General features: G+C 68.2%; 12 protein-coding genes. 10 read left to right on the plus strand and 2 right to left on the minus strand.

The window, feature by feature from the left end; translation table 11 throughout:
- Window position 1: 1 nt before the first annotated feature.
- The 3 genes from ccsB to msrQ all read left to right on the plus strand — a co-directional run bounded on the left by ccsB (window position 2) and on the right by msrQ (window position 3,053).
- The gene (ccsB, locus tag G3N98_RS15000) at window positions 2-1,192 is read left to right on the plus strand and encodes a c-type cytochrome biogenesis protein CcsB (protein WP_071335435.1); all 1,191 of its coding nucleotides are present in this window, start codon (window positions 2-4) and stop codon (window positions 1,190-1,192) included.
- A gap of 158 nt (window positions 1,193-1,350) precedes the next feature.
- A complete protein-coding gene (msrP, locus tag G3N98_RS15005; RefSeq protein WP_089424306.1) occupies window positions 1,351-2,346 on the plus strand; it encodes a protein-methionine-sulfoxide reductase catalytic subunit MsrP in 996 nt (331 codons plus the stop codon).
- 20 nt (window positions 2,347-2,366) lie between these two features.
- Window positions 2,367-3,053, plus strand: coding sequence for a protein-methionine-sulfoxide reductase heme-binding subunit MsrQ (gene msrQ / locus G3N98_RS15010; RefSeq protein WP_206148567.1), 687 nt, complete (start codon window positions 2,367-2,369; stop codon window positions 3,051-3,053).
- Window positions 3,054-3,131: 78 nt separating this feature from the next.
- Here msrQ and G3N98_RS15015 read toward each other — a convergent pair whose 3' ends face one another.
- Window positions 3,132-3,407: a lipoprotein gene (locus G3N98_RS15015; RefSeq protein ID WP_089455451.1), complete on the minus strand. Its 276-nt coding sequence runs from the start codon at window positions 3,405-3,407 to the stop codon at window positions 3,132-3,134.
- Window positions 3,408-3,443: 36 nt separating this feature from the next.
- Between G3N98_RS15015 and cyaY the strand changes: the two genes are divergently transcribed.
- Window positions 3,444-3,773 carry an iron donor protein CyaY gene (gene cyaY / locus G3N98_RS15020; RefSeq protein WP_039366759.1) on the plus strand — a complete coding sequence of 110 codons (330 nt, stop codon included), beginning with the start codon at window positions 3,444-3,446 and terminating at the stop codon, window positions 3,771-3,773.
- Window positions 3,774-3,864: 91 nt separating this feature from the next.
- Here cyaY and G3N98_RS15025 read toward each other — a convergent pair whose 3' ends face one another.
- Window positions 3,865-6,255 carry a penicillin-binding protein 1A gene (locus tag G3N98_RS15025; RefSeq protein ID WP_206148568.1) on the minus strand — a complete coding sequence of 797 codons (2,391 nt, stop codon included), beginning with the start codon at window positions 6,253-6,255 and terminating at the stop codon, window positions 3,865-3,867.
- A gap of 220 nt (window positions 6,256-6,475) precedes the next feature.
- Between G3N98_RS15025 and G3N98_RS15030 the strand changes: the two genes are divergently transcribed.
- From G3N98_RS15030 to aroB, 6 genes are read left to right on the plus strand one after another with little or no spacing between them, the layout of a single operon-like run.
- The gene (locus G3N98_RS15030) at window positions 6,476-7,402 is read left to right on the plus strand and encodes a competence protein ComA (RefSeq protein ID WP_206148574.1); all 927 of its coding nucleotides are present in this window, start codon (window positions 6,476-6,478) and stop codon (window positions 7,400-7,402) included.
- On the plus strand, window positions 7,399-8,007 hold the full coding sequence (locus G3N98_RS15035) for a fimbrial protein (protein WP_175240900.1): 609 nt from the start codon (window positions 7,399-7,401) through the stop codon (window positions 8,005-8,007). Before G3N98_RS15030 ends, G3N98_RS15035 begins: the two co-directional genes overlap by 4 nt.
- Window positions 8,004-8,873, plus strand: coding sequence for a pilus assembly protein (locus G3N98_RS15040; RefSeq protein WP_206148569.1), 870 nt, complete (start codon window positions 8,004-8,006; stop codon window positions 8,871-8,873). The genes G3N98_RS15035 and G3N98_RS15040 overlap by 4 nt, the downstream gene beginning before the upstream one ends.
- Window positions 8,870-10,501, plus strand: a complete 1,632-nt coding sequence (gene pilQ, locus G3N98_RS15045) for a type IV pilus secretin PilQ (protein WP_206148570.1) — start codon at window positions 8,870-8,872, stop codon at window positions 10,499-10,501. Before G3N98_RS15040 ends, pilQ begins: the two co-directional genes overlap by 4 nt.
- Window positions 10,502-10,541: 40 nt before the next feature.
- Window positions 10,542-11,096 carry a shikimate kinase gene (locus G3N98_RS15050; protein ID WP_089424313.1) on the plus strand — a complete coding sequence of 185 codons (555 nt, stop codon included), beginning with the start codon at window positions 10,542-10,544 and terminating at the stop codon, window positions 11,094-11,096.
- A complete protein-coding gene (aroB, locus tag G3N98_RS15055; RefSeq protein ID WP_206148571.1) occupies window positions 11,093-12,172 on the plus strand; it encodes a 3-dehydroquinate synthase in 1,080 nt (359 codons plus the stop codon). The genes G3N98_RS15050 and aroB overlap by 4 nt, the downstream gene beginning before the upstream one ends.
- The last annotated feature ends 8 nt before the right edge of the window (window positions 12,173-12,180 follow it).

Raw genomic sequence — 12,180 nt, forward strand, 5'->3', positions numbered from 1 at the left:
CATGGATCTCACGCAAGTCTCCTCTTCCCATCGGGCGTCGGCCCAGGCTCCGGTGACGGCGCCGCTGTTCGACGACCGTCCGTTCCTCGCGCGCCTGTCGCTGCTCGACTGGTTGTTCGCACTGGCGCTCGTGGTGGGCGCGGGCTATGCGCTCGTGCACTACAACGCGCACATGGATTACTACGACAAGGCGGTGATGATCGGCACCGTGCCGGCGCTCATCGCGCTCGGCTGGCGCTGGAAGCCCGCGCGGCTGATGATGGCGTCGATCGCCGTGCTGGCGCTGCTGTCGATCCAGATCTACCAGGGCGATCTCGCGCGCGCCGATTCGGCGTTCTTCCTCAAGTACTTCCTGTCGAGCCAGTCGGCGATCCTGTGGATGAGCGCGCTGTTCGTGCTCGCGACGATCTTCTACTGGATCGGCTTGCTCGCGCGCTCGGCGTCGGGCTCCGCGATCGGCCAGAAGCTCACGTGGGTCGCCGTGCTGATGGGCTTCACCGGCCTGATGGTGCGCTGGTACGAGTCCTACCTGATCGGGGCGGACGTCGGGCACATTCCGGTATCGAACCTGTATGAAGTGTTCGTGCTGTTCAGCCTGATCACTGCGCTGCTCTATCTGTATTACGAAGGCCACTACGGCACGCGCGCGCTCGGCGCGTTCGTGCTGCTGGTGATTAGCGCGGCCGTCGGCTTCCTGATGTGGTACTCGGTCGCGCGCGACGCGCAGCAGATCCAGCCGCTCGTGCCGGCGCTGCAAAGCTGGTGGATGAAGATCCACGTGCCGGCGAACTTCATCGGCTACGGCAGCTTCGCGCTGTCGGCGATGGTGTCGGTCGCGTACCTGATGAAGGAGCGCGGCGTGCTCGCCGATCGCCTGCCGACGCTCGACGTGCTCGACGACGTCATGTACAAGTCAATCGCGGTCGGTTTCGCGTTCTTCACGATCGCGACGATCCTCGGCGCGCTGTGGGCCGCCGAAGCATGGGGCGGCTACTGGAGCTGGGACCCGAAGGAAACCTGGGCGCTGATCGTGTGGCTCAACTACGCGGCGTGGCTGCACATGCGCCTGATGAAGGGCCTGCGCGGCACGGTGGCCGCATGGTGGGCGCTCACGGGCCTGCTCGTGACGACTTTCGCGTTCCTCGGCGTCAACATGTTCCTGTCCGGGCTGCACAGCTACGGCAAGCTGTAAGATTTCCGCTGTTCGTCCGACTATGAGACCGCCGGTGCACTGCGTGCCCGGCGGTTTTCTTTTGTAACGGGCGGGCGGTCCGGGCGTCGAACGGCGCAAGACGGGCCGGGTCGAACGCTCATGAAACTGCGCGCGGCGCAGGCAGGAGGAGCAGCACGATGTGGATCAAACGCCCTTTGCGGAACGTACTGACCGGCGGCGATATTGCACCCGGCGACATCACGCCGCGTGCGGTGTTCGAGAACCGGCGGCGCGTATTGCAGGCGGCCGGCCTCGCGGCGGCGGGCGGGTTGCTCGGCGGCAGCGGCGCAGCATTGGCCGCCTATGCGTCGCCCGACGCGCGGGCCGCGAAGCTTGCGGCGAAGACGAATCCGAAGTTCGTCGCGGCCGACAAGGTGACGCCGTTCAAGGACATCACCACCTACAACAACTTCTACGAATTCGGCACCGACAAGAGCGACCCCGCGCAGAACGCCGGCACGCTGCGGCCGCGCCCGTGGCGGGTGAGCGTCGAGGGCGAGGTGCTGCATCCGAAGGTGTTCGATCTCGACGAACTGCTGAAGCTCGCGCCGCTCGAGGAGCGCGTGTACCGGCTGCGCTGCGTCGAGGGCTGGTCGATGGTGATCCCGTGGATCGGCGTGCCGCTGTCCGAGCTGATCAAGCGCGTGCAGCCGACCGGCAACGCGAAATACGTGCAGTTCATCACGCTGGCCGATCCGTCGCAGATGCCCGGCCTCTCGACGCCCGTGCTCGACTGGCCGTACTCGGAAGGGCTGCGGATGGACGAGGCGATGAATCCGCTGACGCTGCTGACGATGGGCGTCTACGGGCAGGTGCTGCCGAACCAGAACGGCGCGCCGGTGCGGATCGTCGTGCCGTGGAAGTACGGCTTCAAGAGCGCGAAGTCGCTCGTGAAGATCCGCTTCGTCGACAAGCAGCCGAAGACGAGCTGGAACACGTATGCGTCGAACGAGTACGGCTTTTATTCGAACGTGAACCCGAACGTCGATCATCCGCGCTGGAGCCAGGCGACCGAGCGGCGCATCGGCGAGGACGGCTTTTTCACGCCGAAGCGCAAGACGCTGATGTTCAACGGCTACGGCGACCTGGTCGCGTCGATGTATCAGGGCATGGACCTGAAGAAGAATTTCTGAGGGCGACGGTGAGAAACGACATGCCCCCTTCGACGCTGACGGCCGCGCCCACAGCCGGCGCCGGCCAGGCCGCACGTGCCGCACGGCGCGGCGCGGTGCGTCCCGCCGCACCGCGCTGGCTCGCGCCGGCCAAGGTGCTGGTTTTCGCGGCCGGTCTTTATCCACTCGCGCGTCTCGTGCTGTTCGGGCTGACCGACCGGCTCGGCGCGAATCCGGTCGAGTTCATCACGCGCTCGACGGGGCTCTGGACGCTCGTGATCCTGTGCATCACGCTCGCCGTCACGCCGCTTCGGCGCATGACGGGGTTCGCGACGCTGCTGCGCTTTCGCCGGATGATCGGGCTGTTCGCGTTCTTCTACGCGACGCTGCACTTCACGACCTACCTGTGGTTCGACAAGTGGTTCGACGTCGTCGCGATCCTGAAGGACGTCGGCAAGCGCCCGTTCATCACGGTCGGTTTCGCCGCGTTCGTGCTGCTGATTCCGCTCGCGGCAACGTCGCCGCGCGCGATGGTGCGCCGCCTGGGCCGCCACTGGGCGACGCTGCACAGCGCGATCTACGCGATCGCGCTGTTCGCCGTGCTGCACTTCTGGTGGATGCGAGCCGGCAAGCACAATCTGGCGCAGCCGAAGCTGTATGCGGGAGTCGTCGCCGTGCTGCTCGGCTGGCGGCTCATTGCATGGGGATGGCGGCGCGTGCGCGTGTGACGGCGCAGCCTGAAAAAACAAAAGGCGATGACCGGGAAGTCATCGCCTTGTTTCGTGAGCCGTGCAGGCGGCGCGTCGTTACTTCGCGGCCGGGCTCGACGCCGGTGCAGGCATGGACGATGCGCTGCTCGACAATTCGGGTGACAGCGTGAGCGGCGTGCCGGACGAATCGGGCACACTGTCGGACGACGCGTTTTCATCGGTCGGCTTCACGTCCGACGGCGGGGTGTCCTGCTGCTGGAGCGGCTTGGGCATCGGAGGCACGGTGGGCAGATAGAGCGCGCCGCTTTGACCGCAGCCGGCAAGAATCGCCAAAGCCGCTACAATCGCGCTCATCCGGAAAACGACTCGCATGATCGTCCCTGAACAATTGAACCGATAGAGTTTAGCATGTCCGATACCGAATACCTGACCCGTGCCGAGGCCGTGCTGGCGGCCGTCGAGCGTACCGTCGACGACGCCAACGACGGCGATCACGACATCGATCTGGAGCGCAACGGCAGCGTCCTGACGCTGACGTTCGAGAACGGCTCGAAAATCATCGTCAACCTGCAGCCGCCGATGAAGGAAGTGTGGATCGCCGCGAAGGCGGGCGGTTTCCACTACCGTTTCATCGACGGCGAATGGCGCGATACGCGCACGGGCACCGAGTTTTTCTCGGCGCTCACCGAATACGCGACGCAGCAGGCCGGCCTGCCGATCACGTTCAGCGCGCCGTAACCGCCCAGGCCGAAGCCGGGGCGGCGCGTCGACGCGTCGTGCCAAAGAAAAAGCGCCCCGCGGGGCGCTTTTTTCATGTCCGGGCCGGTGGTCAGTGCGCGAACAGGTTCATGATGTCCTGCTTTTCCTGCTCGTCGACGTGCGGCACGGTGGCGTCGACGTTCTGCGCGGCCGGTGCCTGCGGTACGCCGACCGTCGACACGAAGCCGTGGCCCGGCGCGAACTCGGTGAAGTACAGCTCGCCGCCGAGCGATTCGACGCCGTCCGGCACCGTCGGCTTGAACTCGGGGACGCCCTTCAGCGCGGCGCCCATGTAATCGATCCAGACCGGCAGCGACAGGCCGCCCCCCGTTTCGCGATCGCCGAGGCTGCGCGGATTGTCGTAGCCGATCCACGCGATCGCGGCGAGCGTGTGCTGGTAGCCGGCGAACCACGCGTCGTGCGAGTCGTTCGTCGTGCCTGTCTTGCCCGCGAGGTCGGTGCGCTTCAGCACGTTGGTCCGTGCGCCCGTGCCGCGCTGCGCGACGCTCTGCAGCAGGCTGTTCATCACGTACGCGTTGCGCGGGTCGATCGCGCGCGGCGCATTCTGCTCGGCGACGAGCGGCTGCGCACGCACGACGATCGCGCCGTTCGGATCGGTGACTTCGGCGATCAGGTACGGATTGACGCGGTAGCCGCCGTTCGCGAAGACCGAGTACGCGCCCGCCATCTGCAGCGGCGTGACCTGGCCCGCGCCGAGTGCCATCGGCAGGTAGGCCGGATGGCGTTCGGCGTCGAAGCCGAAGCGGGTGATGTACTGCTGCGCGTACTTCGTGCCGATGTGATTCAGGATCCGGATCGACACGAGGTTGCGCGAGCGCTGCAGCGCGGTGCGCATCGACATCGGGCCTTCGAAGCCGCCGCCGTAGTTCTTCGGCTCCCACGGCTGGCCGCCCGTTTCGGCGGCGCTGAAATACAGCGGGCCGTCGTTGATCACGGTGGCCGGCCCGAGGCCCTTGTCGAGCGACGCCGAATAGATGAACGGCTTGAACGACGAACCCGGCTGCCGCCACGCCTGCGTGACGTGGTTGAACTTGTTCTTGTTGTAGTCGAAGCCGCCGACGAGCGAGCGGATCGCGCCGTCTTGCGGGACGATCGACAGGAATGCCCCCTCGACCTGCGGCAACTGCGTGATCGCCCATTTGCCGGCGTCGTTCTTCACGACGCGGACAATCGCGCCCGGGCGGATGCGGCGATTCGGCTGCGCATTGGCCGACAGCGCGCCCGACGCGAAGCGCAGGTTGTCGCCCTCGATCGTCGCATTGCTGCCGTCGATGAACGCGACCGTGATCTGGCGCGGGCTGGCGGCCGTGACGACCGCGGCGATCAGTTCGCCGTTGTCGGGGTGTTCGAGCAGTGCATCGTCGATCGCCTGTTCGCGGTCGTCGGCCCCGGCCGGCAGCTCGATGAAGCCTTCCGGCCCGCGATAGCCGTGCCGGCGTTCGTAATCCATGATGCCCTTGCGCAGCGCGGTGTACGCGACCTGCTGATCCGCGGAGTCGATCGTCGTGACGACGTTGAAGCCGCGCGTGTAGGTTTCCTCACGGTACTGCGCGTACATCATTTGTCGGACCATTTCCGCGACGTACTCGGCGTGCACGCTGAAATCTCGGCCCGGGCCCTTGACGACGAGCGGCTGTGCGACGGCCTCGTCGTACTGCTCGCGCGAGATGAAGTTCAGCTCGAGCATCCGTTGCAGGATGTATTCCTGGCGCACCTTCGCGCGCTTCGGGTTCACGACCGGGTTGTATGCGGACGGCGCCTTCGGCAGCCCGGCAAGCATCGCCGCTTCGGCGAGCGAGATGTCCTTCAGGTCCTTGCCGAAGTAGACCCGCGCGGCGCTCGCGAAGCCGTACGCGCGCTGGCCGAGATAGATCTGATTCATGTAGACCTCGAGAATCTGATCCTTCGTCAGCGCACGCTCGATCCGGTACGCGAGCAGCATCTCGTAGATCTTGCGCGTGTAGGTCTTCTCGCTCGACAGGAAGAAGTTGCGCGCGACCTGCATCGTGATCGTGCTCGCACCCTGCGACGCATGGCCGTTCGTCAGCGCGACGATGCCGGCGCGGACGATGCCGGTGAGATCGACGCCGCCGTGATCGTAGAAGCGCGCGTCTTCGATTGCGAGGATCGCCTTCTTCAGCGAGTCGGGCACGTCCTTGAAATGGACGACGTCGCGGCGCTCTTCGCCGAATTCGCCGATCAGCACGTGATCGGACGTATAGATGCGCAGCGGCACCTTCGGCCGATAGTCGGTCAGCGCGTCGAGCGACGGCATGTTCGGCCACGCAACGACGAGCGCGTAGCCGAGCACGAGGCCGCCGGCCACGACGAGCGCGACGCACATCGTGGCGAATCCGAGCAGGACTTTTTGCCACCAGGGCCGCTTCTTCGGCTCCGGGGCGGGAGGCGGGGACGTAGGAGTCGTGGATTGCATAGGCATACCGGAAAACAGTCCCGCGATTATAGCTGCCCGGTAAGACCGGTCCTGACGCAGGGGGCGCCCGCCGCGAAGACGCGGTCTGGCGTGCTTCCAGCATAGCCCGTGCATGGCCGTCGCGAGCGGATGCTGGCCGTTAGGCCGACTGTCGGCCGCACGCGCCGATTTGCAGAATCAGGTCTCGGAAACGCGGCATGGGCCGCGACGATTTCGGGAGGCTGGGATGGCGGGACGATGGCGAGCGCGGTTTGCGCAGGGTGGGCAACGGTCGACGGGAATCGACGTCGGTGCGGACGAGGTGAGGGTGGCCGTGCTGAGCCGGCGCGGCCGGGGCGCGGAGGTGTGCGTCGAGGGGCTGGAGCGGGAGCCGGTCGGGTTGGCGGGCGGGCCGGAGGATGCGCGCTGGGCGGCGGTTGCGCGTGCGCTGGCCGCCGCCGTGTCGAGGCTGTCGGCGGCCGGGGTGCGGTGCGACGCGCGCGGCGTGATGGCGTTGCACGATGACGAGATGCGTACCGCGACGCTCGATCTGGCCGGGCGGGCCGACGTCGAGGACGCCGCGCGGCAGGCGGCTGAACGCATCTCGGGGCTGGCGCCGGACAGTCTCGCGTTCGACTGGCGGCAGGAGGGCGGCGCGGGAGCCGGCGAGATCGAGATTGCCGTGGCCCCGCTGGCGCTGCTCGAACGCCGGATCGACGTGGCCGCCCAGGCCGGTGTCGACCTGACGGTGGTCGACGGCGAGTCGGCCGCGGCGCTGCGTGCGTTGCGCTATGCCGCGCAATTCGAACCCGACGCGCAGGCGGGCCCCTACGCGGCGCTCTGGTTTCATGACTCGGGCGTGCACGGCTGGCGAATCGACGGCCCGTTGGCCGTACCGGTGCTGATGCTGTCCGGCGCCGTGCCGGGGGCGTTTTCCGATGCATTGCGCCAGCGCGCGCTCGGGGCCGTGTGTTGCGTACTCGTGGCCGGGGACGAGCGGTGTATTGCTCGCTTCGACACGTCCGTCGCCGAGATTGGCGACGTGCTCGGCGCGGTTGCGGTGTCGTTCGACTGCACCGGCTGGAGTGGGCAACCGTGCCCGGCCGCCGGCATGCCGGGCGGCCCGGCATGGGCGGTCGCATTCGGGCTGGCCTTGCGCGGGGTGTGGGAATGACGGCCTGTCGTGCGGAGCCGGGCGGCTTCAACCTGCTGCCGTACCGCGAGCGGCTGGCGCAGGCGTTGCGACGTCGCCGTGCCGCGCAGTGCGGTGCGGCGATTCTGTTCGGTGTGCTCGGCGCCGGCCTGTGGGCGGGCGCCGCCACCGGGGCGCGGTGGCGCGTGGATGCCGAGCGCGCGAGTGTGGAGGCGCGGCTGCGGCAGTTGCAGCCGCAGGTGGGGGCCGCGACACGCGCAGCCAAGGCTGCGGCCGTTGCCGCGCAACGCGACGCGCAGGCGGCCGCGCTCGCCGCGCCTTATCGGCACGTCGCAGGTCTGCTGGCCACACTCGCGCAGGTGCGCGACGGCACCGTCCGGCTCGACGCGCTGCGCACGACGTCGGCCGGCGCCGTGATCGATGCGCGCGCCGCGAGCTACCGGGCGGCCGCGCGATGGCTCGCGGGGATGGCACGCGAGCAACGTGGCTGGCGGATCGATATCGATGCGTTGAAGCCTGCTTCCGGTGCTCCGGTCGTGACAGGCGGGATGCCGTTCCGGTTCTCGGTCCAGCTGCGCTGGCACGACAAGATGGCATCCCGGAATGCGTCGGGAGGTGGCGCATGACGGCGGTGTTCGCGCATCGGTCCGCAATGCGCAGCGACGGATGGCGAGGCGGCATGCGGCGTGTGTCGCCGGCGGCTGCGCACATCGCAGGCTGCGGGCTCGCATTCGCGGCCGTGCTGGCGGGCGGCATTCATCTGGCGAATGCCGCCGACTGGAGCGGGCTCGCACATAGCCGCGCGTTGCTCGCCGCGGCGCAGATGCGGGAGGCCGATGCGCGGCGTGTCCTGGCTGCCGCTGCACGGCAACGCGGCGTGCAGCCGGCGGCGGCATACGGCGATCGCTCGCCGGGTACGCCGGAATGGGCTGCGTTGATGCTGGAACTGGCGGATCGCGCCGCGTCGAGCGGGCTGCGCGACGTATCGATCGAACCGTTGCGCGCCGATGGCGCAGTGCCGGACGGCAGGCGCACGGTGCGCATCGTCGCGGAGGGCCACTTTCACGCGTTGCTGCAGATGGTCGGCGGGCTGGCCCGCTTCCCGGTGCTGGCAGTGCCGTCCGCGCTGCGTGTCGAACGGGGAAAGGAGGCCGCGCGCGTGGAAATGTCCGTCGACGTGTTTCCGGCGTTGCCGGCGCCAACGTCCACGGGCGGGGAGGCGTCGGTTCTGGCCGGCGCGCCCGGTGCCGATCCGTTCGGCGAGGCCGGTTCGTCCGAAGCGCAGGGGGCGGCTGTCCGCCTGGCCGGCACGATTCGCGACTGGCGTACCGGTCTCGCGCTGTTCGACGACGGTGACGGCGTGTTCACGGCCGTGGTCCCCGGCGACACCCTCGGGGCCGCGCGGGTGGTGCGAGTCGATCCCGTCGCCGTGACGCTCGCGACAGCGGACGGCGCGTACCGGGTCACGCTGGACGACGGGAGGCAGCCATGATCAAGCATGGATGCCGGGTGCTCGCCGTTTGGGCCGGATTGACCGCGTTCGGTGCAAGCGCGTCATTGCCGCCGCTGCCGGCCGTCTGGCCTGCCGCATCGTTGGATACGCAGGTGCCGGGCCTGCCGTTGCCACAAGGCGCGGTGGAGGGTGCGGATCACACCGTAGCGACGGAGGTCGATCCGCCGCCGTTCGATCAGGCGGCTCGCGCGGCGCTGCAAGCGGAGGCCGCCTCCCGCGCACCCGGGCTGGAGGGGCCGCCGATCCCGTTGGCGCCGCCCGCCCGGATGGGCGACGCTGCGGCCCGGCAACCGGGCGATGCTGACGACACGCGGCGGATCTCGCTGAATCTGCAGGGCGCAGGGCTCGCGGCCGCGTTCGACGCGTTCGCGCGGTTCACGGGGCTCAATATCGTCGTCAGCGAGCAGGTGCGCGGCACCGTCACGTTACGTCTGAACAATGTCCCTTGGCGCGATGCCTTCGACACGCTACTCGACACACACGCGCTCGCGATGACCCGGCGGGGCAACGTGATATGGGTCACGCCGGCGGTCGAACTGGCCGCCCGCGAACGCGAGCGCTTCGAAATGCACGCGCGGGCCGCCGATCTGGAGCCGCTTGCGAGCCGGACGTTCGCGCTGCACTACCCGCGCGCGCAGGACGTGCAGCGACTGCTGGCCGGCGCGACCGGCCAGCGGCTGCTGTCGAAGCGTGGCGCAGCGGCGGCCGATCCGCGCACGAACCTGCTGTTCGTCACCGATCTCGCGCCGCGTCTCGACCAGGTCGCGAGCCTGATCGAGGCGATCGACCGGCCGTCGCGGCAGGTCCGGATCGAGGCCCGCATCGTCGAGGGCGAGCAGGGTTTTTCGCGCAATCTCGGCGCACGCGTCGCGCTGCGCGCGCAGGAGCGGCCGCCGTCGGGCGAGAGCGCCACGTTTGCGACCGGTGCCCGCAATGCGCTCGACCTGGCTGCACGGCCGCTCGGCGGCTTCGAAGCGGCAACCGCCGGCTTCACGCTGTTCGCCGCGCCGCTCAGCCGTGTGCTCGACGTCGAACTGAGCGCGCTCGAGGCACAGGGGCGGGGGCAGATCGTTTCGAGCCCGCGCGTGGTGACCGCCGATCGCGTCAAGGCCATCGTCGAACAGGGGTCGGAGTTGCCGTACCAGGCGAAGGTGGGCAACGGCGTGAGCGGCGTGCAGTTCCGCCGGGCCACGCTCAAACTGGAGGTCGAGCCGCAAATCACGCCGGACGGGCGCGTGGTGCTCGACCTGGACGTGACGAAGGACAGCATCGGCGAGCCGACGGCGGCCGGCCCGGCGATTCATACGAAACACGTCCAGACGCGCGTCGAGGTCGAGAATGGCGGGACGGTCGCGATCGGCGGGATCTATGAACAACTGAACCGGAACGATGTGACGCGCGTGCCGCTCTTGGGCAAAATACCGTTTCTGGGCGCGCTTTTCCGGCACCGCGCGCAACGCGATCAGCGTAACGAACTGGTCGTCTTCATCACGCCGACCGTCGTCGATGCGCGCTGCAATGCGCGCGGCGCGGTCAGCGCGGATGCCGAGAAAACGGGGCCGGAAGCCGCCGGCGCAGGCTCGACAAGGCAGCCGCTTTGCCAGTAAGCTGCGCCACACACCAGCAAGATTGAAGCAGAGGAAGCCGTTGCAAGCGCGGGACCCACATGCAAACGTATTTTTCGTCGGCCTTATGGGAGCGGGTAAGACCACCGTGGGCCGTGCGGTCGCGCGTCGTCTCGACAGGACGTTCTTCGACTCCGACCACGAAATCGAGGCCCGCACGGGCGCGCGCATTCCGGTGATCTTCGAGATGGAGGGCGAGGCCGGGTTTCGCGATCGCGAAACGCAGGTGATCGCCGATCTCACGCAGCGCGAGAACATCGTGCTCGCGACGGGCGGCGGCGCGGTGCTGCGCCCGGAAAACCGCGACTGCCTGAAAAACCACGGCATCGTCGTCTACCTGCGCGCCAATCCGCACGATCTGTGGCTGCGCACGCGCAAGGACAAGAACCGCCCGCTGCTGCAGACCGAAGATCCGAAGGGCCGTCTCGAAGCGCTGTACGAGGTACGCGACCCGCTGTACCGCGAATGCGCGGATTTCGTCATCGAGACCGGCCGTCCGTCGGTCAACGGTCTCGTCAACATGGTGCTGATGCAACTCGAACTGGCCGGCGTCATCGCCAAGCCGCTACAAGCATGATTACTGTCAACGTCGACCTGGGCGACCGCGCCTATCCGATTCACATTGGCGCCGGCCTGATCGGCCGCGCCGAGCTGTTCGCGCCGCATATCAAGGGCTCGTCCGTCACGATCGTCACGAACACAACAGTCGATCCGCTCTATGGCGACGCGCTGCGTGCGGCGCTTGCGCCGCTCGGCAAGCGCGTGTCGACGGTCGTGCTGCCGGATGGCGAGGCGTACAAGAACTGGGAAACGCTGAACCTGATCTTCGACGGCCTGCTGACCGACCGCGCGGACCGCAAGACGACGCTCGTCGCGCTCGGCGGCGGCGTGATCGGCGACATGACGGGCTTTGCCGCCGCGTGCTACATGCGCGGCGTGCCGTTCATCCAGGTGCCGACGACGCTGCTGTCGCAAGTCGACTCGTCGGTCGGCGGCAAGACGGGCATCAACCACCCGCTCGGCAAGAACATGATCGGCGCGTTCTATCAGCCGCAGGCCGTGATCGCGGACATCGGCGCGCTGACGACCCTGCCCGACCGCGAACTGGCGGCCGGCGTCGCCGAGATCATCAAGACCGGCGCGATCGCCGATGCGGAATTCTTCGACTGGATCGAGGCGAACGTCGACGTGCTGAACCGTCGCGACCCGGCTGCGCTCGCGCATGCGGTGAAGCGCTCGTGCGAGATCAAGGCGAGCGTGGTGGCGGCCGACGAGCGCGAAGGCGGCCTGCGCGCGATCCTGAATTTCGGCCACACGTTCGGCCATGCGATCGAGGCCGGGCTCGGCTACGGCGAGTGGCTGCACGGTGAGGCGGTCGGTTGCGGGATGGTGATGGCGGGCGACCTGTCGGTACGGCTCGGCCTGCTCGACGAAGCGTCGCGGCAGCGTCTCGATGCGGTGATCGCGGCCGCGCACCTGCCGACCCGCGGGCCCGCGCTCGGCGATGCGCGCTACATGGACCTGATGCGCGTCGACAAGAAGGCCGAGGCCGGCGCGATCAAGTTCATCCTGCTGAAGCGATTCGGCGATACGCTGATCACGCAGGCGCCGGACGAAGCCGTGTTCGCCACACTGGCGCAGACCACCCGCTAACGGCGGCC

The sequence above is a fragment of the Burkholderia sp. Tr-20390 genome, from assembly GCF_017104595.1.
Lineage (GTDB): Bacteria > Pseudomonadota > Gammaproteobacteria > Burkholderiales > Burkholderiaceae > Burkholderia.